A 25,634-nucleotide genomic window follows, 5' to 3' on the forward strand; every position below is an offset into this window, starting at 1 on the left:
TTTATTTATAGGTATTGTATGTATATCGGTATAGATCTCGGAACGTCTGGCGTTAAAGTAATTCTCATGGATGAAAACGGACGCGTTGCGGCAAGCTGTTCGTCGCCTCTTTCGGTGTCGCGTCCTTTTGACCTTTGGTCGGAGCAAAACCCAGAAGACTGGTGGCAAGCAACTGACTTAGCAATGTTGCAGCTTGCTTCAGAGCATAATCTGCAAGGCGTGAAAGCCATAGGTTTATCTGGGCAAATGCATGGTGCGACCTTGCTTGGTAAGCAGGGTGAAGCATTGCGTCCGGCTATCCTTTGGAATGATGGCCGCTCCCACGAAGAATGCTTGTCATTGCAACGACGCTGTCCAGAAGTACAAGCTATTACGGGGAACCTAGTTATGCCAGGTTTTACCGCGCCTAAGTTACTTTGGGTGAAGCAACATGAGCCAGAGGTATTTGCACAAATCGACAAGGTGCTGTTACCAAAAGACTACCTGCGCTTTCGCATGACAGGGGATTTCGCAACCGATGTGTCAGACGCCTCAGGAACGCTTTGGTTGAACATGGAGCAACGCGCTTGGAGCGAGACCATGTTGCAAGCAACAGGCTTAAACGAACAGCAAATGCCAAAGGTATATGAAGGCTCAGAAATCACCGGCACGATCGACGAGGTGTTGGCAAAACGTTGGTCTTTGCCAGTTATACCAGTGGTCGCGGGCGGTGGTGATAACGCCGCTGGCGCAGTCGGCATGGGCATTATTTCATCTACACAAACTATGCTATCACTTGGCACCTCAGGGGTGATTTTTGCGGTAAGTGATGGCTTTACAGCGAACCCTTCTGCTGCCTTGCACAGTTTTGGTCATGCGGTTCCGAATACTTGGCACACTATGTCGGTGATGTTGAGTGCCGCGAGTTGCATTGATTGGGTCACGAAATTGGCACAATTTAGCAGTGTGGAGCTGGCTTTATTGGCGGCCGAGAATCGTATGGATCACGATAGTAAGCTTACTTTTTTGCCTTATCTAAGCGGAGAAAGAACACCGCATAACGATGCCAATGCAAAAGGTGTTTTTTGGGGGATGACCCACGAAACGACGCCAGCGGATTTGGTTCATGCTGTGCTTGAAGGAGTGAGCTTTGCCTTGCTGGATGGATTGGATGCGGTGCGCTCGGCACAAAGTATCAGCGAAGGAATAGACGTGATTGGTGGCGGAGCCAAAAGTACGTATTGTTTACAAATGTTAGCTGATGTCTTTAATGTGCCAATGGATTACCGTGCAGGTGGTGAAGTTGGGCCTGCTTTGGGGGCGGCTCGATTAGCCGCTATTGGCGATCAAGGCCAAGGCGCGCTAAACGAAATTTGTACCAAGCCAGCGCTCATTAAACGTTATTTGCCTAATCAAGAAAATAGCGCTTGGTATACAGAGAAACGCAGGCGCTTTCAGGAGTTATACCAAAGAGTAAAAGGCTTGTAATAAGCAAGAGCGGTGCAGCAATACGCCGCTCTTATTGCCAACTTTCTTTCATTACGATTTCTGTTATTTCCCTTCTGATTTTTATCATTACCTAGAACCTGCAATATCAACAAGAGTATGATCAAGTAATAATAAAAATTAGAGATGCTGTTGTATGTTTGAAAAACGTTATCGACTTAATTTAGTCTTCAATGCGAATAAGGTTTACGATCGTCAAGTGATTGAAGGGATTGGTGAATATTTACAAGCGGCTCAGTGTGACTGGGATGTGTATTTTGAAGACGATTTTCGCTTTCGCCTTGATGACCTGAAACACTGGAAAGGCGATGGCATCATTGCTGATTTTGATAATCCTGAAGTCGAAGAAATCTTAAAAGACAGCAAGATTCCTACCGTAGCGGTTGGTGGTTCATATCTTCACAAAAAAGATTATCCACGTTTACCTTATGTGGCAACAGACAATGCTGCACTAGTGCGTTGTGCCTATCAACACTTGAAGCGCAAAGGTTTACCTGAGTTTGCGTTTTATGGGATGCCAAGTACGATTTACAGTCGTTGGGCCAGTGAGCGAGAGCATGCTTTTGTTGAGCAAGTTCGCTCTGATGGATTTGAACCTCATGTTCATCAAGGTTTCTGTACCTCTGCAGATGTGTGGGAAACCGCTCAACATGAGCTAGAGACTTGGCTTAATGAACTTCCTAAGCCGATTGGTATTGTTGCCGTCACCGACTCCAGAGCACGCCATTTATTACAAGTCTGTGATCATTTGAATATCTTGGTGCCAGAGCAAGTCGCCATTGTAGGCATTGATAATGAGAATATGGCAAGGTACTTAAACCGCACCGCTTTGTCTTCTGTTGAGCAGGGCAGCAAGCAAATGGGTTATGAAGCGGCAAAAATGTTGCATCGTATGTTGCAAGGTTATTCTGCAGAGAACTCGCTGGTGGTGGTCGACCCTACAGGTGTAGCAGAAAGACAATCGTCTGATTATCGCGCCTTGCATGATCCTTATGTGATTCAAGCCATGCATTTTATTCGTCATAATGCCTGTCGAGGTGTGAAAGTGGCGCAAGTTGTCGATTACATTGGTATATCAAGAACCAACCTAGAAACTCGCTTTATCGACGAAATTGGCTGCTCAATGCACGAACAACTGCACATGACCAAGTTTTATCGAGCCTGTGAATTGATCACTTCAACAGATTTACCGTTCGATGAAATCGCCCGAACCTGTGGCTATCCCTCAGTGCAATACATGTACACGGTTTCGCGAAAGAACTTGGGTATGACGCCGGGGGAATATCGAGTTTCATCGCGGATGAGTAAAGACTCATAAGAGCTATTTTTCAAAAAATAGTGCCCAGTAAGATAGGTAAATCAAACATTATAAAAAACTCTTGATGCATTTTTATAATGTCGTTAAGTATACTTCCTGCAATAGTATTGAATTCTACGCCGTTTTTTTGCAAACAAAGGCAAGTCGTAAGCGATTGATCTATTTGTCTTTGTTTGTATAAATTGGCTGCGAAGAAAGTCAGTTAACACAATTCATGAAAGGGGAGTGCAAGTTTGTCTGCGACAATCAAAGACGTAGCGTTACGGGCTGGAGTTTCAACAACAACCGTATCTCATGTTTTGAATAAAACGCGTTTTGTAGCAAAAACGACGCAAGAACGAGTTTTGCAAGCCGCCGAAGAGCTGAACTATGCTCCTAGCGCCGTAGCACGCAGTTTAAAGGTAAAGAATACCAAAAGCCTTGGCATGTTAGTCACCACTACTTTGAATCCTTTTTTTGCCGAATTGGTCAATGAAGTCGAGAAGTGCTGTTACCGAGAAGGTTACAACCTTGTGCTTTGTAATACCGATGGCGAACTTGAAAAAACCAATTCGTATTTAAGAATGCTGACGCAAAAGCGGGTCGATGGCATTTTGGTGATGTGTACCGCTTATGACGACTCGTTGTTTAGTTCGTTAATCGGTCAGCGTAATTTGCCAATGGTGGTGATGGATTGGGGCCCGTCTGACGATTATGTCGATCGTATTCAAGATAATTCAGTCAAAGGCGCACATTTGGCGATACAACACCTTATTGAGCAAGGCCATAAACGTATTGCTTATATCGGCGGGCCGTTAGAAAAATTGCCAGCGAAGCAGCGTTTAGAAGGGTTTATTGAAGCCATGGATCAAGCAGGTTTAGCCATCGAGGGGGATTGGATCATTGAATCTGACTTCGAGTTTGAAGGTGGAAAGCTGGGAATGCGCCAATTATTATCCTGTCAGAATTTGCCTAGTGCCGTGTTTGTTGGTAATGATGCCATGGCGATGGGGGCTATGAGTGAAGCGCAATTGTCTGGTATCAAAATCCCGCAGCAATTGTCTATCATCGGCTATGACAACTGCATGTATTCTGCCTATTTTAGCCCACCTTTAACCACCATCAACCAGCCTAAAGAGCGATTAGCGGAATTGGCGATCAGCACCATGATTGAACGTATTGAGAACCCACGCCAAGAGGGCAAGATGATCATGTTAGAGCCTAATTTGGTGGTTCGTTCATCAGTCGCCTTTGTGTCTGCAGACTAACTCTATTTCTTGTTATTTTCTGTGTATTTTACTTTCAGCTTTTTGATGATTCTCTTAGAAACGAGGTGAAGAACTCGTTTTTAAGGTTGGGTGTAAGGCTTTTTCTTGGAAAAAGTTCTTATAATTCAGATGCTTGGTGTTTTGTTGTTAAATTACACCAGTTATCTGCCGTGTTTCTTTGTAACTGACTGATAAATATGGTTTTTTTATGAATGGTCAAGAATTCATTGACAACTTCCATGTGCTTAATATAAAAATAGCAAACGATTACGCAATCGTTTGCTATTTCAAATATTTTAATAAAAATAAGTACACTGGAGACATACAATGAAAAAAAATACCTTCCTGAAATCTTGCTTTGCAGCAACGCTACTTACCTTAGCGAGCACCAGTGTTATGGCTAGTAACGGTTTGATTGCCATCATCACGCCATCCCACGATAATCCATTTTTTAAAGCCGGTGCCGAAGGCGCGGATGCGAAAGCAAAAGAATTGGGCTATGACACCTTGGTCGCTTCTCATGACGGTGATGTGAACAAACAAAACCAACTGATTGAAACGGCGATTGCTCGTCAAGCCAAAGCGGTTATTTTGGATAATGCTGACGCGGACGCAAGTATTGGTTCATTAGAGCGTTTGAAAAAAGCCGGTATCCCCGCTTTTCTATATGATCGTGAAATCAATAAAACTGGCATTGCTGTGACTCAAATCGTATCGAATAACTTTCAAGGTGCTCAGTTAGCAGGTGAAAAATTTGCCGAGTTGATGGGTGACGGTGGTGAGTACGTTGAGTTGTTAGGACCAGAGTCAGACACCAATGCGCAAGTGCGCAGTGAAGGCTTCCACGACATTCTGGATAACTTCCCAGAATTCAAAATGGTGGCTCGTCAGTCAGCTAACTGGAGCCAAACTGAAGCGTTTAGCCGTATGGAGTCGATTCTACAAGCGAATCCAAATATCAAAGGCGTGATCACGGGGAATGATTCTATGGCGTTGGGTGCAGAAGCAGCATTGCAAGCCGCCGGTCGTAAAGACGTTTTCATCGTGGGTTTTGACGGTCTAGATTACGTTAGAGATTCTATTATCAAAGGTTCTAACATCAAGGCAACTGTAATGCAGCCAGCTTATGCTCAAGCACAGCGCGTTGCTGAACAGGCAGATCTATACATTCGTACTGGCTCAACAGGATTGCCAGAAAAACAACTCATGGATTGTGTATTGATTGATAGTTCTAATGCGAAAAATCTAAGCAACTTCGCTCTAAAAAAATAACAACCTGATTCGAAGCTCTCATTTTCGAGAGCTTCGGCTCCTTGGGTATCATTATGTCTTATAAAAAACTCTTTCAATTTATCGGGCTCATTGCGTGCCTTAATTTGCTGACAGCCTGTACCGTTACGGACTTAGATGCTGATGGCAATCCTATTATTCCTAAAGATCCTAATGCCGTCGTTAGCTTCGCAGACTTCACCTTGTCTGAAGTGGCCGATCAGCTTTGGGAGCCAAAAGTCTTCCCAGAAGCAACGCAAGCGTTCACTCCATGGGAAAGCATTAAATCCCAGCTGGATGCACAGAAAATTAACACTAAGCAAAGCTTCTTTGTCCGTTTAGATGGCACCATCGACAGTGTTAATTTAGGCAAAATGAGAGGTGCTATAACGATTAAAGTTGGCGATACCAATATTAATCTTCAAGTGGGACGTATTATCAAAGGCAATGCAATTCGTGATGCGTCCAAATACGTTGTATTTGATGATTTCAAGAACCAGATTCGTTTTGCTCAAATCTCACGAGAGTTTAATAATCGCGCTATGGCGTCTGTTGGCGAACCAGATTCTAGTTGGGTAGGCAAAAAAGCCACGGTTATTGCTGCGATTACCATTGATCAAAACACCATCAGTGATGCTGTACCAATGCAGATTACTCTTGGAGGCAAATGATGAGCCAAGTTAACGCTGACGTCGTCATTCGCGCCGAAAAAATTTCCATGATTTACCCAGGCACTATCGCATTAAACGAAGTAGATTACCGAGTTTACCGCGGCAAAGTGAATGTCATCATTGGTGAAAATGGCGCGGGTAAATCCACCTTGATGAAGATTCTCGCGGGTGTTCAACAGCCCAGTAAAGGCACTATTTATCTCAACGATGAAGCTGTCTCTTTTCAGCATACTCGTGATGCCGCTGCCAAAGGTATTGGCATGGTTCACCAAGAGCTTAATCTGTTTGGCAACTTAACGGTGGCGGAAAATATCTTCTTGGGTCGCGAAAAACAGCATGGTCTGATGCCGTTAGATACCGCGGAACAACACCGAATCACCGCTGAACTAATGGCCCGTCTTGACCAAGACATTAAGCCATCTGAATTGCTGTCTAACTTGAAAGTGGGTCAACAGCAGTTGATTGAAATCGCCAAAGCCTTGGCCGATGAAGCGGATGTGTTGATTCTGGATGAACCTACTTCGGCATTAAGTAAAACCGAAGTGGAGTTGCTGTTTAAAGTTATTCGAGACTTAACCGCTCAGGGCGTTTCTATTATTTATATTTCCCATCGTTTAGAAGAACTGATGGCGATCGGTGATCATATTACGATTTTACGTGATGGCAACTTCCAGTCTGAAGCGGAAGTCAAAGACATCGATGTGCCGTGGATTGTCAGAGAGATGTTGGGTAGCGACCCTGTGTCTAATTTCTTGAAACCGGGTCGTGAATTTGGCAAGCCAGTACTAGACGTAAAAAACATCAAGCTGATCAACGAAATGGGTCTTACTTTGGTTGATGATGTATCAATGGATGTGAAATCCGGTGAGATCGTTGGCGTTTATGGACTCATGGGCGCAGGTCGAACCGAACTAATGGAATGTCTACTTGGCTTACAAGAATACTCTGGCGAGGTCGAGATAGCAGGACATAAAGTGCCCGCCAAAATGGATACCAGTGATCGCATTCGTTATGGGATTTGCCTTGTTCCTGAAGATCGCAAAAAGAATGGCATTTTCCCCATTTCGTCAGTGAGCAATAACATGACGATTTCTAGCTTATGGCGTCGACTCAAGCATCGTTTTTCGATTGATGAAAAAGCCGAAGCTGAAGCGGTAACGTCCGCCATTGGTGATTTGTCTATCAAGGTGTCTTCTCCTGATATTGAAATACGCGCATTAAGCGGTGGCAACCAACAAAAAGTGGTGATTGGCCGAACCTTGTTAACCAGTCCGAAAGTTTTGTTATTGGATGAGCCAACTCGCGGCATTGATATTGGTGCCAAAGGCGACGTATTTAACATGATGGTAAAGCTTTCTGAGCAGGGGATTGGTGTGTTGTTTTCGACCTCCGACCTCAAAGAAATCATGGCTGTTTCTGATCGCATTCTGGTGATGTCCGGAGGCAAATTAACCGCCAATATCGCTCGCTCTGAAGCAACAGAATCTGCACTTGTGTCAGCAAGCGCGCAAGGACTTTAATATGAAAACTTCTCAAAATACTGCATCTCAACAATCGTCTGTTTTTTCCGGCGAAAGCTTGTTGTTACTGGCGTTAAAAATGCGCACATTCATTGCGTTGTTTTTAATTCTGGCGTTCTTCACCTTTATGGTGCCGGGCTTTTTGGCGGCCAGCAGCGTTGTCATCATGGTTAAGCACATTGCCATCAACGCCTTTTTGGCACTTGGCATTACCTTCGTCATCATCACCGCAGGTATCGACCTTTCAATCGGCGCGATTCTGGGCTTTTGTGGCATGGTCGCGGGTTGGTTGATTACCAAAGGGATCGTGTTACCTATGTTTGGTATCGCTATTTTTCCAAGCGTTTGGCTGATTGTGCCTATTGTATTGGTTATCGGTGGTTTGATTGGCGCGATAAATGGCATCTTGATAACGCGCTATAACGTCGCACCTTTCATTTGTACTTTGGGCACCATGTATATCGTTCGTGGTGCGGCTATGTTGTTGTCTGGCGGTGAAACCTTTACGGGTTTGTCTGGTAATGAGCAGCTTGGCAATACGGGCTTTGAATTGATTGGTTCTGCGAAATTATTAGGTCTACCTTACGCAATTTGGATGATGTTTATCCTTGCTGGTGTGATTGCCTACATCGCGAAAAGAACGCAATTTGGCCGTCATGTGTTTGCCATTGGTGACAACGAACATTCTGCCGAGTTGTCTGGCGTGAAAGTGCGTAGCGTCAAAGTATGGGTTTACACCATATCAGGTCTTTGTGCGGCCATTGCAGGTATCGTTGTGTCTTCACAGCTGGTTGCTAGTCATCCAGCAACGGGTGTAGCGTTTGAAATGAACGCCATTGCCGCCGTGGTATTGGGCGGAACCTCTTTGGCTGGTGGACGCGGCACCATTATGGGCACGCTGATTGGTGCTTTCGTAATTGGTATTTTGGCCGATGGTTTGGTGATGATGGGCGTGAGTGAATTTTGGCAAATGGTGATTAAAGGTGTAGTGATTATTCTTGCTGTCATCATCGACCAAAAACAAAGCCGCTTGCAGCATAAAGCCGCCATCGTGCAGCAAAAATAGATTATCAATATTTGCTTTCAGCCTATCTGTGATTAGGGAAAAAACATGCTAAAAAATATAGATCCTTTGCTAAGTGGTGAATTACTGAACGTGCTACGCACAATGGGCCACGGTGATGACATTGTACTGGTTGATCGTAACTTTCCTGCGGCATCTGTTGCGGCTGGAAAACCAGTGATTCGTTTAGATGGTGTGAATGTTATTCAAGCGGCCACAGCGATTTTATCAGTGTTGCCACTGGATACCTTTGTTGATCAGCCAGTGACGCGTATGCAAGTGGTGGGTGAAGACGAATTAGTGATGCCAGAAGTTCAGCAAGAATTCGCGGCAGCGTTGAAAGCCGCTGATAGGGAAAATGCTGAAATGGGATCGTTAGAGCGTTTTGCGTTTTATGAAACAGCGAAACAAGCCTTCGCGGTTGTTGTGACGGGTGAAGCAAGAGGTTACGGCTGTTTTTTATTGAAGAAAGGTGTGATCTTTTCTTAATATCAATTAGTAGAATGCAACACTAAAAAACACAGGTCAGCTTTCGTTGGCCTGTGTTTTTTGCTTTTAAGCTACTTGATTTTTATCTAACGGCTTATGTGAACTCTTATTTAAAGATGTAGCCATTCACCATGTTTTCTAGCATTTCTTGGCGACCTGAAACGGGTTTAGGGTCGATGTTGTTTTTCTCAGCGTATTCCGCAAGGTCTTGCAATGAGTGTTTGCCCGCCAAAATATCAGTACCTAAAGTATCGTTCCATTTTGCATAACGCTGATCAACAAGGTTCGCCAATTTCTCGTCTTCGATCATCTTAACTGCGCGTTCTAACGATAGGGCTAAAGTGTCCATCGCGCCAATGTGACCGTGGAATAAATCTTCCAGATCCATCGATTGGCGACGAAGCTTGGTGTCGAACATGTAGCCGCCAGTTTTGAAACCGCCTGATTTGAGAATTTCATAAGTAACGAGTGTGTATTCTTCGACACTGGTAGGGAATTGGTCCGTGTCCCAGCCAAGTTGCGCGTCGCCTTGGTTGGCGTCGACGGAACCAAGAATACCTAACGAGCACGCCGTGGCGATTTCATGATGGAAGCTGTGACCCGCCAAGGTGGCGTGGTTGGCTTCAATATTGACCTTTATCTCTTGCTCAAGACCGAACTCTTTTAAAAAGCCATAAACCGTCGCCGTATCGTAATCGTATTGATGCTTAGTCGGTTCTGCGGGTTTTGGCTCGATCAACAAAGTGCCTTCGAAACCGATTTTGTATTTGTGCTCAACCACCATTTGCATGAATCGACCAAGCTGCGCACGTTCGCGCTTTAGATCGGTATTCAATAGGGTTTCATAGCCTTCACGGCCGCCCCATAGAACGTAATTCTCGCCTTTAAGTGCTTTGGTGGCATTCATCGCATGAAACACCTGAGTCGCCGCGTAAGTGAAGATCTCAGGATTCGGGTTGGACGCTGCGCCAGACATGTATCTTGGGTTGGAAAAGGCATTGGCTGTGCCCCATAATAACTTCATGCCAGTGGCTTCTTGTTTTGCTTGTAGAACCTCGACCATTTGCGCAAAGTTATTAATATATTCCTTGATCGAGCGGCCTTCTGGGCAGATATCCACATCGTGAAAGCTGTAGTAAGAAATGCCCATTTTAGTGAAAAATTCAAAGGCTGCATCTGCCTTCATTTTCGCCGCTTCCATCTCATTGCTTGGCTTGAACCAAGGGCGATCAAAAGTATTGGCACCAAATACATCGCTACCTTGCCAACAGAAATTATGCCAATAACACGCCGCCATGCGTAAATGCTCCTCCATGGTTTTACCCATCAGCATCTTGTTCGCATCGTAATGTTTGAAAGCAAAAGGGTTGTTTGAACTTGCGCCTTCGTATTTTACAAAAGGGATATTTTGGAAAATCTCACTCATCATGAACTCCTGATTGTTGTTATTTTTGACTTCCTGAATCATTGATTTTTTAGGCGATAGCTTCAATTACGAAATTTTCTGAGAGGGTTATTGAATTTGTTGGGGAGGGTGGATGCAAGGTGAACTGGAGCTTCGGATCTCTGATATTGGCAGCGCTAGAGAATAATACGACCCCGCCAATATCCAAGCTTTTTAGCATAGAGAGCTACGGCAATTGGCAGAGTTTAGCCGTCATGCCATTCGTCAGAAGTGTTTTACCCCTTCACACAAACATAAACCGAGTTGGTCGATTGTCCGCCTTGAAACGGGTTATCAAAGGTCACTAGGTGGGAGTCGACGCTTGCAAAAACAGTTTTAAGCAATTCGATAAAGTTGTCTTCCGGTGGATTCTGGGACCACATAGCGAATACACCGTTTGGTTTCAGTTGTTCCGCCATGCGTGTTAGGTTTTCTGTGGTGTAGAAACCTGCGTTACTTGGATTAAGGAATTCGGTTGGGGAATGGTCGATGTCTAGTAAGATGGCATCGAACTTTTTACCGGCATGGTTTGGGTCAAATCCCGTACTTGGGTCTGTGGCTAGGTCAAAGAAACTACCAAGAACATAACGATTACGTTTGTCTGCGTTGAGTATTTTCCCCAATGGAACAAGTTCTTTCTGGTGCCAGCTGATGACGGTTTCTAACGCATCGACCACAAGTAATTCTGCAATTCGTTCGTCTTTTAGTGCTGCTACGGCGGTGTAACCTAGGCCCAATCCACCGACAACGACACTTAAATCTTCGCCTTGTACCTGCGCTAAGCCAAGAGTCGACAAGGCTTCTTCTGCATCGACAAACATGCTCGACATCAGAAATTCCTCACCTAGCTTTACTTCGTAGATGTCTCTGTCACCAAAGGCAGGAATACGTCGTCTGCGCAGGGATATTTCACCTAAAGGAGAGGCTTGGCTGTCGATTTCTTTGAACATGATTAGAGTATCCTAAAATGCGGTAAATATTGATTGCCACCATTTTATAACAGCTGACTTCAAATTAAGTGATTAAGGGTTAAAAAATACGCCTTTTATTGAAAAGAAATTCCGTACCGACTATTGTGCTGGTTAATATTTAGGTCTTCATAGAAGACTGTCTTCTGCCTCAATTAAATGGAGTTTTAATGTCTTTCTTGGTTCCTATGTCTAAACCGTTTTTTGCACCTTATATTGAAGAGTTGGTTTTTCAATACGCACGAGAGAATGTGGAGTCTGGCCGTTGGCAAAAAGCAGGCTCATTAACTCGATCTCGTCGTGATATAGAAAGGCTTTTACCGCGCGGATTAGACACAGACAACAATCACTTTTTTGAACTGAAAGTGCCTGATGTCAATGAGACTGTGGGAATGGTATGGCTGACGTTAGAGAGCAGTAGCACTACAAGCACCGTGTTTATTTACGATTTAGAAATCAAGCCAGAGCATCGACGAAAAGGCTATGCCAAGCTTGCTTTAAAAGAAATCGAAGACTTCGCGGCTACCCATAATATCGTCAATATTGGCTTGCATGTGTTTTCTCATAACGACGCCGCAAAACAACTGTACGCTGAAATGGGTTATGAAACAGTGAGCATTAACATGGTGAAGAAAATTGACCCAACTGAGATGTGATTGATGGGAAGATATTTTGTGTATTTGGACCATTTAATGAGGTTTAAAAGCGCATTTAGGTTTTTAGTCTTGTCTGAAGGTTGTTAAACATAAAACGATTGGTTAGGGTTTTTATCACGATATTTTAAGCAATAGTGGGAATAACAGTGATAAAAGTGAACGGAAGAGAATTAGACATAGACATTGGTAGTCGACATATTGTCGTGCAGCGGCGCTATGAAGCACTTGGTGCTTTTAACGATCTTATGATTGCCGTGTGGTTTTTGATTGGCAGCTTCTTTTTTCTCAATGATTCATTGGTCGAAAGCGGGACTTGGCTATTCGTGGTTGGCAGTGCTCAACTTATTATTAAACCCCTCATTAAGCTAATCAGTCTGGTGCATGTGGGGATTCTTCATAAAGCCACTTTGCAGCAATAATCATCAGTGTATTACTTTCTATTTGATAAGGGCTCCTAGCGATCGTATACGCTAGGAGCCCTTTGTTTTAGATAGGAAGCGCGAAAATTAATACTAGGCCAACGGACAAATACAGTGCGCGTTTTATAATCTTGAAAGGCGCAATTAAGGCCATTGAAATGCAATACAGCGCGAGAGCGATTATACAGGTGCTAGCAATAGCAAGTAGTGGACTTGTCCCTAACTGGATTAATGATGAGTTAGCGATCATTGCCAGTGGAATTAAATACAAACCGACACCTAGCATCATAGCGACGCCCGCTACTTTTAACCAGTTCTCCTTTACCATGCCAGCGGCTAGTCTCTTTTAAAATTATATGTTTTTTTATAGGGGGAAACGCAGATTATAACGAATCCACTTTTGATTAAGAAGTATAAAAGCAAACTGGACTCAGAGAGGACACGCATTTTGGTAATGAAAGAAAGGCCTGAAGGTGAAGGCGCAATTATAGATTTTAAAGGGGAGAAGGGGTTATCTGCTTTATAAGCAAACCAGATAAGTAAATCAGCCTAGCTCATTTCTAAGCTAGGCTGATGGGTTCTGTTACTAAATTAAAAACAGCAAAGTTAGAGCTGCAACTTAGGTTAGTTAGTCGAGCATGCCGCGTAATACGTACTGTAAAATACCACCGTGCTTGTAGTAATCCCACTCTTTGGGCGTATCGATTCGTACATCTGCGCTGAAGCGTACTTCTTGACCTTCGCTATTGGTTGCCACAAGGGTGACTTCATCGGTTTTGTCGTGTAGATCATTGATGTCAAATTGTTCTTGCCCTGTTAAGCCAAGCGATTCATGGCTGTCACCGTCTTTAAACTGCAAGGGCAAAACGCCCATACCAATTAAATTAGAGCGGTGAATTCGCTCATAACTTTGTGCTATTACGGCTTTTACCCCAAGCAGCAACGAACCTTTAGCCGCCCAGTCACGTGATGACCCTGTACCGTATTCTTTGCCTGCAAGAATGACTAACGGCGTGTTGTTTTCTTGATAGGCCATTGCGGCATCGTAAATACTGGCTAGGTTATCGTCAGGTTGAGTACGAGTAACTCCGCCTTCGGTGCCTGGAGCCAGTAGATTTTTTAGTCTAACGTTGGCAAAAGTACCGCGCACCATGACTTCATGGTTGCCTCGACGAGAGCCATAAGAATTGAACTGGGCTTTTTCTACACCATGTTCTTGCAGGTATAAGCCGGCGGGTGAATCGGCCTTAATAGAACCAGCAGGAGAAATATGGTCGGTAGTGACGGAGTCTCCTAGTTTGGCTAAACAGCGCGCGGCTTTAATCGTTGGAATGCCCGGAGGCTCGATACTCATGCCATCAAAAAAGGTCGCTTTTTTAATATAGGTTGAGGCGTCGTTCCAGTCGTATAGTTTACCATCTGGGATTTGAATTTGTTGCCAATGTTTGTCGCCTTGATATACGTTGGCGTAGCTTTTGGCGAACATGTCTTTAGTGACAATTTCTTTTACTAGATCGCTGACTTCTTTAACACTTGGCCAGATATCTTTTAGGTAAATATCTTTGCCGTTGGCGTCTTGCGTAAGAGGTTCTTTGTAGACATCGATATCGGTTCGTCCCGCGATGGCATAGGCGACGACGAGAGGTGGCGAAGCCAAAAAGTTCATTTTGACGTCTTGGTGAATACGTCCTTCGAAGTTTCGGTTACCCGATAAAATAGAGCTAACAATGAGTTTGTTTCTTTGGATAGCATCGGATATTTCCGTCGCTAATGGACCTGAGTTACCAATGCAGGTGGTGCAACCATAGCCGACGAGATTAAAGCCAAGACCTTCTAAATCATCCATTAATTCTGCTTTTTCCAAGTAGTCTGTGACAACTTTAGAGCCGGGTGCTAATGAGGTTTTTACCCAAGGTTTGACATTGATTCCCAGTTTTTTTGCTTTTTTAGCGACTAAACCTGCGGCTAAAATCACACTTGGGTTCGAGGTGTTGGTGCAGCTGGTAATGGCGGCAATAACACAGGCGCCGTCGTTCAATTCAAATTCTTGATCTTTAAAATTAACGATGGCGGCGCCTTTAATGGGCGCTTCATCAACGGATTCATCGGGGTGTACGACGGGGCCTTCACTTTCAATACGAGTCTGATCCTCTGTACTTTTAATAGTAAGAGCAATTCGTTCGTCTTGAAAGCCTTTTAAATGATGACGAATCACATCACCCGCTTTATCGAGGGCAATTCTGTCTTGTGGGCGTTTAGGGCCAGCAAGGCTAGGCACAACATCATTCAGATTCAGTTCAAGGGTATCTGTATAAATGGCTTCGTCGCCATCATTGCGCCATAGGCCTTGGTGTTTTGCGTAGTCTTCAATAAGGTTAAGTTGTGTTTCATCGCGGTTTGTTAAACGCAGATAATTAATCGTTTCCTCATCAATGGGGAAAATGCCGCAGGTTGCGCCGTATTCAGGTGCCATATTCGCAATAGTGGCTCTATCGGCTAGCGGCAAGTCTGCCAAGCCATCGCCGTAAAACTCAACGAATTTACCAACGACGCCATGATTACGTAGCATTTCAGTAACGGTTAACACTAGGTCGGTTGCAGTGGTGCCTTCTGGTAGTCGGCCTCTTAACTTCATACCGACAACTTGAGGGATAAGCAAACTAATGGGTTGGCCGAGCATAGCGGCTTCGGCTTCAATACCGCCGACACCCCAGCCCAGTACACCCAAGCCGTTGATCATGGTGGTATGTGAATCGGTTCCCACTAGCGTGTCTGGATAAGCAAATTTTTGACCGTTATGGTCTTCGTTAAATACAACGCGGGCTAAATATTCTAAATTGACTTGGTGAACAATACCGGTGGCTGGTGGCACGACTTTTAGGTTATTAAAAGCGGTTTGGCCCCAGCGTAAAAACTCGTAGCGTTCTTTATTTCGTTCATATTCCAGTTTTGCATTTAAATCAAAGGCTCCAGCATTGCCGTAACCATCGACTTGTACTGAGTGATCAATGACCAGTTCGGCAGGTGAGAGTGGGTTTATTTTTGCAGGGTCGCCGCCTAGTTTTCCCATCGCATCTCGCATGGCAGCTAAATCGACAATGGCAGGTACACCGGTAAAGTCTTGCATGACAACACGAGCAGGAGTGAAAGCAACTTCGGATGTGGGCTTGGCTTTTGGGTCCCAATCTAATAATGCTTGAATATCTTGCTCTTTGATATTAACGCCATCTTCATTACGGAGTAGGTTTTCGAGTAATATTTTTAACGAAAATGGCAGACGTTTGGCTTTATCGCCAAAGCCTTTTAAGGAGTGAATCTGAAATGGCTCGCCATTAACAGTAATCTGTTGTTGGGTATCGAAACTATTGTTCATTTTTTTCCCCTTTGATTATTAGAGTCCTTTAAATGAATGTCTTGAAAATCCTCTGTCGCGATGTGTTTAAAACATAGATCAATGTGAAAATAGTGTAGCAGCCCTTTATTACTTAGACGAACACGCGGTACCAATGCTCGGTCGTGTTAAAGCACAAAATGGGCATGTCGATAGAAAAGAACCTTAATTTTTTCGCATTAAATTTCTGGGGTAATAGTAAAAAGCATCGCTACAAGGGTACTATGCGCCGCAGTATTGCTTAAATTGGTTACAATATCCCCCAACAGAAAGAGAAAATGACAATCAGGTCACATGAAAAAGAAGTAAATAAATTGGAAAATGAAAACGCGTGTTGGGTGGTTTGTCCTGAGTGCCAAGGTCGAGGTAAAAGAAGCCGCAGGCTACGTAAGAAAGTGCGTTTGCTTTATTTAAAAGAATTGAGCGAATTTGAAAGAGTAAAGGGCGAAGGGAAAGCTCCGGTTCGCCCTAAAGGTCATCTTGAGTCTTGTTTGCATTGTCTTGGTTCTGGGTTGATTAAATCTGCCTGTTTTGCAGAACCTGATGCTGAAAAGTATCCTCATGTTGCCATTATTGGTGGCGGCATTGGTGGTGTTGCTTTGGCTGTTGCTTGCCTACATCGTGGTATTCCTTTTACCTTGTATGAACGTGATCATGGTTTTGATGCTCGCTCACAAGGGTATGGATTGACCTTGCAGCAAGCGAGCAAGGCAATTGAAGGATTTGGTATCTTTTCGTTAGAAAAAGGTGTTGTTTCAACACGACATGTGGTTCATACCACAGAAGGAAAAGTCGTAGGTGAATGGGGAATGCGTAAATGGATGCAGTCTGACGCAACAACATCACCCAAGCGAACCAACATTCATATTGCTCGCCAAGCATTGCGTTTAGCCTTGCTTGAGCAATTGGGTGGACGCGATGCCGTACAATGGGGACATCAGTTAGTCGACTTTAAAGAGGGTGATGATGTCGACCTTAGCTTTTTGGTTGATGGGCAGTTAAAGCACGCAAAGGCAGATTTAGTTGTTGGTGCGGATGGTATTCGCAGCGCAGTACGCCGTTTGTTGATTGGTGAGGACACGACGCCATTACGCTATCTTGGTTGTATTGTCATTTTAGGGATTTGCTCTTTATCAGATCTGAACGGCATGGAAAGCGAATTGTTAGATTCAGCGACAGTATTTCAAACTGCCAATGGTAATGAACGCATTTATATCATGCCTTATGATGCAGATTCTGTGATGTGGCAGCTTAGTTTTCCTATGGCAGAAGAGGATGCTAAGGCATTGAGCGCCCAAGGCACTCAGGCTTTAAAAGGAGAGGCATGTCGCAGAACACAATGGCATGACCCTGTTCCGCAAATTTTAGCAGCGACACAGGCTACTCATGTGTCTGGCTATCCGGTGTATGATCGAGAATTGCTCACAGCAGAACGTTTGGAAAAAGGCGATAAAGTAACCTTGCTGGGTGATGCCGCTCACCCAATGAGCCCATTTAAAGGGCAGGGTGCGAATCAGGCTTTGTTAGATGCGTTGGCTTTGGCTCGCGAAATTTCAAAAGGCTGCTGGTCAAAATCCCAATGGCGCGAAGCGGGTATTCGAGCAAGTGTATTAACCGAATTTGAAGCCGAAATGTTAGAACGCAGTGCGGTTAAAGTTGAAGGTTCAGCCGAGGCGGCCGAGTTCTTGCATTCTGATAGTGTGCTGTACGAAGGCGATGAGCCGAGAGGCCGAGCTTTAAAAAGAAAAAATAGTGATCTGTAACATCATTGTGTTCAAATTAAGATACTGATTTTTTAAATCCCCCAAGACCATAAGACCACATTATGACGAGAAAAATATTAAGTTTGAAAGGTAAGCGAGCTTCTAACGTGAATCCTGTCGATGAGGTGGCCGAGGACTTATATCCGAATGATCCTGAAAAACGTTTTTTAAACGGCGTTGCCATTCATCCTTCCCCTTGTATTCAATTGGCATCTGGCTCTTCAGAGCGGACAGTTCGCGCGATGGACTTGATCACACCAATTGGCATGGGGCAGCGAGGCTTGATTGTCGCACCGCCAGGGTCGGGCAAAACCACTATGCTTAAACATATTTGTCAGTCGGTAGCTGAGGCTTATCCAGACATCAAGCTCTATGCTTTATTAATAGATGAACGGCCTGAAGAAGTGACAGACTTTAAACGCAGCGTATCGGCTGAAGTGCATGCATCGTCTTCTGATGAAAGTTATACGCAACATGTTCGTGTGGCCGATGCGCTGCTTGCAACTGCGCGTAAGCAAGCTGGTGAAGGTCAAGACGTGATGATTGTAATTGACTCCCTGACAAGGCTTTCACGAGATCATAATGCGGAACAACGAGGTAGTGGCCGAACCATGTCTGGTGGCCTTGATACCAGAGCCTTAGAAATTCCTCGTAAGCTGTTTGGTGCCGCGAGAAAAATAGAAAACGGCGGATCGCTAACGATTCTGGCGACTATCCTGGTGGACACAGGCAGCAAGATGGATCAGGTGATCTTTGAAGAGTTCAAGGGCACGGGCAATATGGAAATTGTATTATCACGAGAAGCGGCGAGTCATCGCATTTTCCCCGCTATTGATATTGCGAAAAGCAGCACGCGTCGTGAGGAATTGCTTATTGATGGAAAAGATCTTGAGAAAGTGCGTGCTTTGCGTCGTTCACTAACAAACCTTAAGCCCGCTGATGGTGCTCAAAAATTGGTTGATTTGTTGCAAGAATACCCAACCAATGTGGATTTATTAAAGGCTTTTTCACCTACTGAATGATGAAAACATAAGGCTTTTTAAAAAGATTGGTATTTTTTTGATGATTTTTTATAGATTTCAGGGTTGATTTAAACCTTCTTTTTAACGTTTTACTGAGGCAGAAATGACAAAACTACTTATATCACTGATTTTCTTATTTCTGTATTCAGTCACGTCTATTGCAAAACCTTTGGAACTAACGCAAGAAGAAAAAAACTACATTAAAGAAAATCCAGTTGTGACAGTTGGTCTAATGCCAGATTTCACTCCGTTTTCGTATTATATAGAAGGTAAGCCAATTGGGTTTGAGCATGATTTATTAGATCTTATTTCTAAGAAAACCGGGTTGAAATTTGAAAGGCATATTGATAAGTGGATGACTATTTATAATGCGTTCAAAAATAAAGAAATCGATATGATAGGCAGTATTTCTTATAAAAAATATCGTGAGCCATTTACTGTATTTACGAGTGCTTATTACAATATACCCATTATGGTTTTTGTTAGAGATAATTTTGGTCAGTATGATGGTCTAAAAAGTTTGACTGGTAAAAGAGTTGGCGTTCTGAAAGAGGTTTTTTACGTTAAAGAACTGGAAGATTTAGGGACGATGAACTTGGTCTTTTATGATAGTTATGCTGAGCTAGCAAAAGGGTTAGTGTTTGGGGAAATTGATGCCCTAATGCAAAATTTACCTAATATAAACTATCTTATAAAAAAGAATCTTTATGACAATATCACTTTAGCAAGTGAGCTTATTTTACCAAATACAAAAAGAGAAGACTTGCGCTTCGGGTTGCAGCCCGAAAACAGTTTACTGGTATCCATTATGCAAAAAACTCTTGCTTCTATATCGAATCGAGAAATGGAAGCTTTGAGCGATAAGTGGATAGGATCTATCAAAGAGTATCCGGGTGGGCACATTGACCTTAGTGATTCAGAAAAAAATTATCTTAATACTCATACTATTAAATATTGCATTAACCCAAGTGGTTTACCTTTTGAGGCTCTAAGTGAAGATGGCGAGCACATTGGAATGAGTTCAGACTACTATCGGCTTTTTGAGCAAATGCTTTCTGCCAAGTTTGAACTAGTCAAAACCAATACGTGGAATGAATCTGTAGAATATATAAAACAGAAAAAATGTGACATGCTTGCCTTAGGCATGGAGACGCCGGAAAGGAAAGAATATTTAAATTTCACAAGTCACTATTTAGATGTTCCTTTAGTTGTCGCCACTAAAGTTGATGTTCCATTTATAAACCAGATTTTAGACTTGGAAGGTGAAAATATTGGGGTTATAAAAGGGGATGCTTTTGTTAAGATTTTACGTGAAAAATATCCTTCTTTAAAAATAATTGAAGTAGATGATATTTATGATGGTTTAGATCAGGTGAAAAACGGCAGTCTTTTTGCTTTTGTTGATACGCTAGCCAGTATTGGCTATGAGTTTCAAAGTAAATATTTCGGTGAGTTGAAAATAGCAGGGAAAATATCTGAAAGTTTACAGTTATCTATTGCCGTAAGAAAAGATGACTCTATTCTGTTAGGCGTTTTACAAAAAGTGGTTAATAACATCACGAATGAGCGCCATAGGACCATCTTTACAAAATGGATTCCTATAAAATACGAACAAGATGTTAATTATAAGATTGTATGGCAAATAGTGCTGGGCATTTTGATTTTCCTTTCTTTTATAATGTATTGGAATAGGAAAATAGCTCAAGCTAACAGGCTATTAAAACAGGCCCAAAAGGATATTGAAGAAAAAAATAAAGAATTAAACAGGTTGGCGTTGACCGATAACCTGACGGCACTGTTTAATCGGAGAAAATTAGAAAATCTTATACAGGCTGAAATTGATAAAGCTAGCCATTCGAAGCAGGGTTTTTGTCTTTCGATACTGGATATTGATCATTTTAAAGAAGTTAACGATAAATATGGCCATCAGCGTGGTGATAGTGTTCTCGTCGAGTTTTCTGATGTTTTAAAAAGCAGTTTGAGAGCGACGGATTATGTTGGTCGTTATGGTGGGGAAGAGTTTATTATTATTTTTCCTGAATCAAGCATTGACGATGTTAGGTTAATAATAGAAAAAGTTAGGCTTGAAATTTCGCAATATGATTTTCAAGGTATTGAGCACAAAACTGCGAGTTTCGGTTTAACCTTTTCCATGCAAGGCGATACGATAGAGACGGTGATTAAGAGAGCGGATAATGCGCTTTATGAGGCGAAGGAAAGTGGCCGAAATAGGGTTGTTGTTCATTAAATTATCAAGCGACTGACTTGTCCTATGGTTGAGTATCATTAGAAATACTCAACCAACCCAGAACAATATTCTGGTTATTGGCGTTCAACCTAAAAATTGATTTTAGACTAAACGTTTTTATCGTTATTAATCAAAACCACTTTTTCCTTTTGATGGTCTAGCTCATCAAGGCTGCTCAAGCTTTCATGGTGTTCCTGCTCTTCTACGATTTGGTCAGAAGGGTTGGTAATGCCCATAAACTTGCCGCCGGGTTCAATGCTTAAGTTATCACTGTACACCGTGCCACTGACGCGACCGCAGCTTAAGATTTCAATGTAAGTAGCATGGCAAATACCTTCAAAATTGCCATTTATAATCAAGCGTTCTGTGGTGATTTCGCCTTGCACAGTACCTGAGGTGCTAATTTTGATTTGATTTTTTGCTTCAATCTGGCCTTCGACAGTGCCATCAATTTGTAGATGATTCGCAACTTTTATGTGTCCGTTAATTGTGCAGCCTTCTGCGATGAGAGTTGTAGTTGCTGACTGACTCTTAACTCTATTTTGTCCACCAAAGATTCCCATCGTATACCTCTTACACTTTCAAAAATTGTGTCAAAATTATCTACATCCCAAGCGATAAATGGTTTGGGGTCTAGTGCTCGTCCAATGAACCGTATTTCATAATGTAAGTGCGGTCCTGAGGTTAATCCGCTGTTACCTGAATAACCTATCAAGTCGCCTTTTTTAATAAAGTCACCTTTATTAACTGCGAACTTACTCATGTGAGAGTAAGAGCTAGAAAATCCATACCCATGTAATAAGCGTAGGAAGTTACCTGAACCTTTTTTACTGGGTCTAGTGACTTCTACTGTGCCATCTGCTGGCGCATAAATTGGCGTTCCTGTATTAACAGCAAAATCTTGGCCGCGATGAAACTTTGTTATGCCTAGAACAGGGTGCTGCCTTTTACCATAACCAGAAGAGGTTCTTGCATTCTTTACTGGCGGTCCACTTGGTATCTGAGTCAGCATGGCTACTCGTAAGGATGAGTTCATCGCTGCTGTATCTAAACGTGATTCAAGCTCGACACTGTCTTGGTCATCCATACCGAGAACTTTTTCTAAATCGTTTAATCGATCAGACACTAATTGCATTCGCTCTTCTCGATCCGTTAAGTCCTGTTCCAAGCTTATCTTTAGTGCAGTAAGCGAGGTGATTTCTTTGGTCAAAGAAGAGGATTTATTTTCTAGTTCGAGCAGTTTGAGTTTTGAAGACTCAGCATCAGTAACTAAGTAGTAGATAATGCCACCAGTCACTAAGAGCCCAAGAAAAATAATATAGCTGATAAACTTGAATGTATGACGTGATCGTTTTCCGAAACTAAAATGCTTTGTTCCATCAACTGAAGAAATGGATACCGTTATATTGTCTTTCATCGTTTTACTTTTTTACCAACATCATAATTCATTACTTAGATATACAGCAAAGCAGCTAGCTTTGTAAACTTTTGTATGCAGTCGTGCTGTTTTTATGCATAAATATTTCAGGTTTATGTAAAGGGAGGCGCTTTAGGTATAAAACTCTACCTAAAGCGGATCTTCTATAACAAAACATAGAAAGACGCGATGTTAACGATTTGCTTTGCGGACGTAATTTAAAATAGAAACTGGCACGACTTTTCTGACCGGAAAGCCTGCAATTTCTTTGCGATCGATGATGTGTTTTAGTCGACTTTCGATGGCGCAAAGGTTTTTAAAGTCACCCATGGCAACGAAAGAAATGGCTTCGCCAGAAGCACCAGCACGACCTGTTCGACCAATGCGGTGAATGTATTCTTCTGGTTTGAACGGCAAGTCGTAATTGACCACACGGCTTAATTCTCCGATATCCAATCCCCGCGCAGCGACGCCGGTTGCGACTAGATATTTTAGTTCGCCAGATTTGAATTGAGCCAATATTTTTTCACGCATGGCTTGGCTTCTATCACCGTGAATACAATCAGCGACTATGCCACGTTTGGCGAGCTGATCGACAAGCTTGGCGGCGCCGTGTTTTTTCTCGATAAAGATAAGTGCCTGATCCCATTTTTGCTCGTTAATCAAATGACTTAATAGGGCTGACTTGGTGTCTTTATCGACAGTGATTAGCCATTGTTTGATATTTTTTGCCGCGCGTACGTTTGGAGAAATGGAGATTTCAGCCGCTAGGCCAGTCATCTTGCTGTCTGAAAAATCATAGGCAAGGGCGCGAACATCGTCTGTCATTGTTGCTGAGAACAATAAGTTCTGACGGTTTTCAGGTAAGCGCTCCATGATCTTGTTGATATCGCCAACAAATCCCATGTCGACCATTCTGTCGGCTTCGTCCAACACCATGACTTTCAGTTCATCAAAGTGCAGCGCACGCTGATGAGCCAAGTCGAGCAACCTGCCTGGAGTGGCGACGAGAATATCTACGCCTTCTATTAAACGCTCTTTTTGCGCTTCAGTATCCACACCGCCATAAATGGCCATAGACGTTAGCTTAGTGTGTTTAGCGTATTGAGCAACACTTGCTTCAACCTGAACCGCTAACTCTCGAGTTGGCACAAGAATTAGTACTCGAATGCGTTTGCCGCGTAGGGTTCCTGCTTTAGTAAAACGCTCTAATAGCGGTAGAACAAACGCGGCAGTTTTGCCTGTGCCTGTTTGCGCGGTAGCGATTAGGTCTTTACCTGAAAGAATGACGGGAATCGCTTGTTTTTGGACTGGCGTAGGGGTTTTGTAACCCAGTTCAGTAATAGCTTGGACAAGAGGACTGGATAATCCTAGTTTTGCAAATGGCATAAAGTGCTCTGACAGATTGTCGTAATAATAAGATGGGGGGCAGTATAACGTAAACCGAAGGTACTAGGGGTTGTTAATCACAAAACGTTCGCCATTGATAATTCTGGGTGGTCAAGGATAATGTCTGGTTCTTCCTCTGTCTAAAATTGCTGGTTATGCGTCTTGATAAGTTTGTTTGTAAAAGTACTGAGCTGACCAGAACGGATGCGATTCAATGTATTCATTCGGGTGAGGTTTTTGTTAATGGTGTGGTTGTTACGAATGAAGCGGCACAGGTCCATGAAAATAATGCCGTACTCTTGCATGGTGTTAGACTGAAAACGCGTGATTTTCGCTACATTATGATGAATAAGCCAGCAGCTACGGTGTGCTCGAATATTGATGAAGTTTATCCGTCTTTGTTCAATCATCTAGAGGTTGATAAAGTCTCTGAGTTGCATATTGCAGGGCGCTTGGATGCTGATACAACGGGGTTGGTGCTGATTACCGATGATGGCCGTTGGTCATTTAATATTACTCAACCTAGCAATGATTGCCGCAAAGTCTATCGAGTTCTATTGTCTCAAGCGATTTCAAAAAATTGTAGCCAAGACCTTATTGCTCAGTTCAAAAAGGGGCTGAAACTGCAAGGCGAAGCGAGTTTTACTCGTCCTGCAGAGCTAGATATTATTGCCTCGAATGAAGTGCGCTTAACCATCACTGAAGGCAAGTTTCATCAAGTAAAGCGCATGTTCGCAGCGGTTGGTAATCGTGTGGTTGGTTTGCATCGTGAGCAAATAGGCGAGGTTTGCTTAGATCTCGACGCCGGACAATGGCGCTATTTGTCCAAAAGTGAAGTAGATTCTTTCAATAATAATTAAAATTCATGGAGGTTAGTTTATGACGGCAAAACGCATATTATTTACAGGTGGATCGGGAAAAGCTGGTAAGCATGCAGTTGCGTATCTACTGGAGCAGGGCTATCGAGTACTTAATGTAGATTTGACGCCACTCGATCATCCTCAAGTCGATAACTTAATCGCAGATATTACTGATTCCGGTCAGATGTTTAACGCGATGACGTCATATGCCGGATTTGATGAGTTAGAGCCTGGAACGGGAGTGCCAACGTTTGATGCAGTCGTTCATTTTGCTGCGGTGCCAAGAATCTTAATTAATCCAGATAATGAAACCTTTCGAGTTAATACCGTAGGGACTTATAACGTCATCGAAGCGGCAGTAAAACTTGGTATTAAGAAAGTTATTATTGCCTCGTCCGAGACGACTTACGGTATTTGTTTTTCTGATGGGCAAACTAATCCTCACTCACTGCCATTAGAAGAAGATTATGATGTCGATCCGATGGACAGCTACGGATTATCTAAAGTGGTGAATGAGAAAACAGCACGTAGCTTTCAACGTCGTTCAGGAATTGATATTTACGCGTTGCGCATTGGCAATGTGGTTGAACCCCATGAATACGCTGAGTTGTTCCCGAATTACTTTAAACACCCTGAAGTACGTCGCCGAAATGCATTTTGTTATATTGATGCACGTGATCTTGGGCAAATCGTTGATTTGTGTTTGCAAAAGGACGGCTTAGGTTTTCAAATATTTAATGCCGGAAACGATCACAATGGCACAATTATTCCGACTAAAGAATTAGCTGAGCGTTTTTTTCCAAGTGTGCCATTTACCAGAGAAATGGGCGAGCATGAGGCCTTGTTTTCGAATCGTAAAATTCGCGAAGTACTAGGCTTTATTGAGCGCCATAATTGGCGAGATTATGTTCAAGTACCTAGTGAGTGATGTTGGCTTTTCAGCCAATAAAAACGGCTTCTATTGCAGAAGCCGTTTTGTTTTGTCATCAGAAATC

The 25,634-nt window shown here is 43.1% G+C and carries 22 protein-coding genes; 15 read left to right on the forward strand and 7 right to left on the reverse strand.

All coding sequences use genetic code 11. The features are described 5' to 3' along the window. Nucleotides 1–18: 18 nt before the first annotated feature. The 8 genes from xylB (at nt 19) to AC2A4J_RS09745 (ending at nt 9,062) form a co-directional block, all read left to right on the forward strand. Nucleotides 19–1,467: a xylulokinase gene (gene xylB / locus AC2A4J_RS09710; protein WP_484175855.1), complete on the forward strand. Its 1,449-nt coding sequence runs from the start codon at nt 19–21 to the stop codon at nt 1,465–1,467. 154 nt (nt 1,468–1,621) lie between these two features. After that, nucleotides 1,622–2,803, forward strand: a complete 1,182-nt coding sequence (locus AC2A4J_RS09715; RefSeq protein ID WP_255828820.1) for a XylR family transcriptional regulator — start codon at nt 1,622–1,624, stop codon at nt 2,801–2,803. Nucleotides 2,804–3,036: 233 nt separating this feature from the next. Further along, entirely contained in the window at nt 3,037–4,050 is a 1,014-nt protein-coding gene (locus AC2A4J_RS09720; RefSeq protein WP_484175856.1) for a substrate-binding domain-containing protein, read from the forward strand. Between the two features lie 327 nt (nt 4,051–4,377). Continuing rightward, a complete protein-coding gene (locus AC2A4J_RS09725) occupies nt 4,378–5,322 on the forward strand; it encodes a D-ribose ABC transporter substrate-binding protein (RefSeq protein ID WP_255828822.1) in 945 nt (314 codons plus the stop codon). 53 nt (nt 5,323–5,375) lie between these two features. Continuing rightward, nucleotides 5,376–5,990 carry a DUF2291 family protein gene (locus AC2A4J_RS09730; RefSeq protein WP_484175857.1) on the forward strand — a complete coding sequence of 205 codons (615 nt, stop codon included), beginning with the start codon at nt 5,376–5,378 and terminating at the stop codon, nt 5,988–5,990. After that, the gene (locus AC2A4J_RS09735; RefSeq protein WP_484175858.1) at nt 5,990–7,510 is read left to right on the forward strand and encodes a sugar ABC transporter ATP-binding protein; all 1,521 of its coding nucleotides are present in this window, start codon (nt 5,990–5,992) and stop codon (nt 7,508–7,510) included. Before AC2A4J_RS09730 ends, AC2A4J_RS09735 begins: the two co-directional genes overlap by 1 nt. A 1-nt stretch (nt 7,511) precedes the next feature. Further along, on the forward strand, nt 7,512–8,576 hold the full coding sequence (locus tag AC2A4J_RS09740) for an ABC transporter permease (protein WP_484175859.1): 1,065 nt from the start codon (nt 7,512–7,514) through the stop codon (nt 8,574–8,576). Nucleotides 8,577–8,621: 45 nt separating this feature from the next. Then, a complete protein-coding gene (locus tag AC2A4J_RS09745; RefSeq protein ID WP_484175860.1) occupies nt 8,622–9,062 on the forward strand; it encodes an RbsD/FucU family protein in 441 nt (146 codons plus the stop codon). 106 nt (nt 9,063–9,168) lie between these two features. Here AC2A4J_RS09745 and xylA read toward each other — a convergent pair whose 3' ends face one another. Together xylA and AC2A4J_RS09755 are read right to left on the reverse strand one after the other, a co-directional pair. Then, nucleotides 9,169–10,488: a xylose isomerase gene (xylA, locus tag AC2A4J_RS09750; protein WP_484175861.1), complete on the reverse strand. Its 1,320-nt coding sequence runs from the start codon at nt 10,486–10,488 to the stop codon at nt 9,169–9,171. A gap of 254 nt (nt 10,489–10,742) precedes the next feature. After that, nucleotides 10,743–11,456 (reverse strand): polyamine aminopropyltransferase, encoded by a 714-nt coding sequence (locus tag AC2A4J_RS09755; protein ID WP_484175862.1) that lies wholly within the window; start codon nt 11,454–11,456, stop codon nt 10,743–10,745. A gap of 188 nt (nt 11,457–11,644) precedes the next feature. Here AC2A4J_RS09755 and AC2A4J_RS09760 point away from each other — a divergent pair, with 188 nt between their 5' ends. Together AC2A4J_RS09760 and AC2A4J_RS09765 are read left to right on the forward strand one after the other, a co-directional pair. Next, nucleotides 11,645–12,130: a GNAT family N-acetyltransferase gene (locus tag AC2A4J_RS09760; protein ID WP_484175863.1), complete on the forward strand. Its 486-nt coding sequence runs from the start codon at nt 11,645–11,647 to the stop codon at nt 12,128–12,130. A gap of 146 nt (nt 12,131–12,276) precedes the next feature. Beyond that, nucleotides 12,277–12,549, forward strand: coding sequence for a YrhK family protein (locus AC2A4J_RS09765; protein ID WP_255828831.1), 273 nt, complete (start codon nt 12,277–12,279; stop codon nt 12,547–12,549). 67 nt (nt 12,550–12,616) lie between these two features. Here the strand turns inward: AC2A4J_RS09765 and AC2A4J_RS09770 are convergent, their stop codons facing one another. Both AC2A4J_RS09770 and acnA read right to left on the reverse strand, forming a co-directional pair. Beyond that, nucleotides 12,617–12,877, reverse strand: a complete 261-nt coding sequence (locus AC2A4J_RS09770) for a hypothetical protein (protein ID WP_484175864.1) — start codon at nt 12,875–12,877, stop codon at nt 12,617–12,619. Nucleotides 12,878–13,177: 300 nt separating this feature from the next. Further along, complete coding sequence (acnA, locus tag AC2A4J_RS09775) at nt 13,178–15,922, reverse strand: aconitate hydratase AcnA (protein ID WP_484175865.1); 2,745 nt, start codon at nt 15,920–15,922, stop codon at nt 13,178–13,180. Nucleotides 15,923–16,218: 296 nt separating this feature from the next. Between acnA and AC2A4J_RS09780 the strand changes: the two genes are divergently transcribed. The 3 genes from AC2A4J_RS09780 to AC2A4J_RS09790 all read left to right on the forward strand — a co-directional run bounded on the left by AC2A4J_RS09780 (nt 16,219) and on the right by AC2A4J_RS09790 (nt 20,973). Then, nucleotides 16,219–17,703 (forward strand): FAD-dependent oxidoreductase, encoded by a 1,485-nt coding sequence (locus AC2A4J_RS09780; RefSeq protein ID WP_484175866.1) that lies wholly within the window; start codon nt 16,219–16,221, stop codon nt 17,701–17,703. A gap of 62 nt (nt 17,704–17,765) precedes the next feature. Beyond that, nucleotides 17,766–18,725: a transcription termination factor Rho gene (gene rho / locus AC2A4J_RS09785; RefSeq protein WP_484175867.1), complete on the forward strand. Its 960-nt coding sequence runs from the start codon at nt 17,766–17,768 to the stop codon at nt 18,723–18,725. A gap of 103 nt (nt 18,726–18,828) precedes the next feature. After that, nucleotides 18,829–20,973 carry a transporter substrate-binding domain-containing diguanylate cyclase gene (locus AC2A4J_RS09790; protein ID WP_484175868.1) on the forward strand — a complete coding sequence of 715 codons (2,145 nt, stop codon included), beginning with the start codon at nt 18,829–18,831 and terminating at the stop codon, nt 20,971–20,973. Between the two features lie 107 nt (nt 20,974–21,080). Here AC2A4J_RS09790 and AC2A4J_RS09795 read toward each other — a convergent pair whose 3' ends face one another. The 3 genes from AC2A4J_RS09795 to AC2A4J_RS09805 form a co-directional block, all read right to left on the reverse strand. Next, complete coding sequence (locus AC2A4J_RS09795; RefSeq protein WP_255828839.1) at nt 21,081–21,536, reverse strand: bactofilin family protein; 456 nt, start codon at nt 21,534–21,536, stop codon at nt 21,081–21,083. Further along, complete coding sequence (locus AC2A4J_RS09800) at nt 21,446–22,390, reverse strand: M23 family metallopeptidase (protein WP_255828840.1); 945 nt, start codon at nt 22,388–22,390, stop codon at nt 21,446–21,448. Before AC2A4J_RS09800 ends, AC2A4J_RS09795 begins: the two co-directional genes overlap by 91 nt. Before the next feature lie 192 nt (nt 22,391–22,582). After that, nucleotides 22,583–23,779 (reverse strand): DEAD/DEAH box helicase, encoded by a 1,197-nt coding sequence (locus tag AC2A4J_RS09805; protein WP_484175869.1) that lies wholly within the window; start codon nt 23,777–23,779, stop codon nt 22,583–22,585. A gap of 155 nt (nt 23,780–23,934) precedes the next feature. Between AC2A4J_RS09805 and AC2A4J_RS09810 the strand changes: the two genes are divergently transcribed. Both AC2A4J_RS09810 and AC2A4J_RS09815 read left to right on the forward strand, forming a co-directional pair. Then, on the forward strand, nt 23,935–24,639 hold the full coding sequence (locus tag AC2A4J_RS09810) for a pseudouridine synthase (RefSeq protein WP_484175870.1): 705 nt from the start codon (nt 23,935–23,937) through the stop codon (nt 24,637–24,639). A gap of 19 nt (nt 24,640–24,658) precedes the next feature. Then, the gene (locus tag AC2A4J_RS09815) at nt 24,659–25,567 is read left to right on the forward strand and encodes an NAD-dependent epimerase/dehydratase family protein (protein WP_484175871.1); all 909 of its coding nucleotides are present in this window, start codon (nt 24,659–24,661) and stop codon (nt 25,565–25,567) included. The last annotated feature ends 67 nt before the right edge of the window (nt 25,568–25,634 follow it).

The organism is Marinomonas sp. ATLA20, assembly GCF_057180105.1.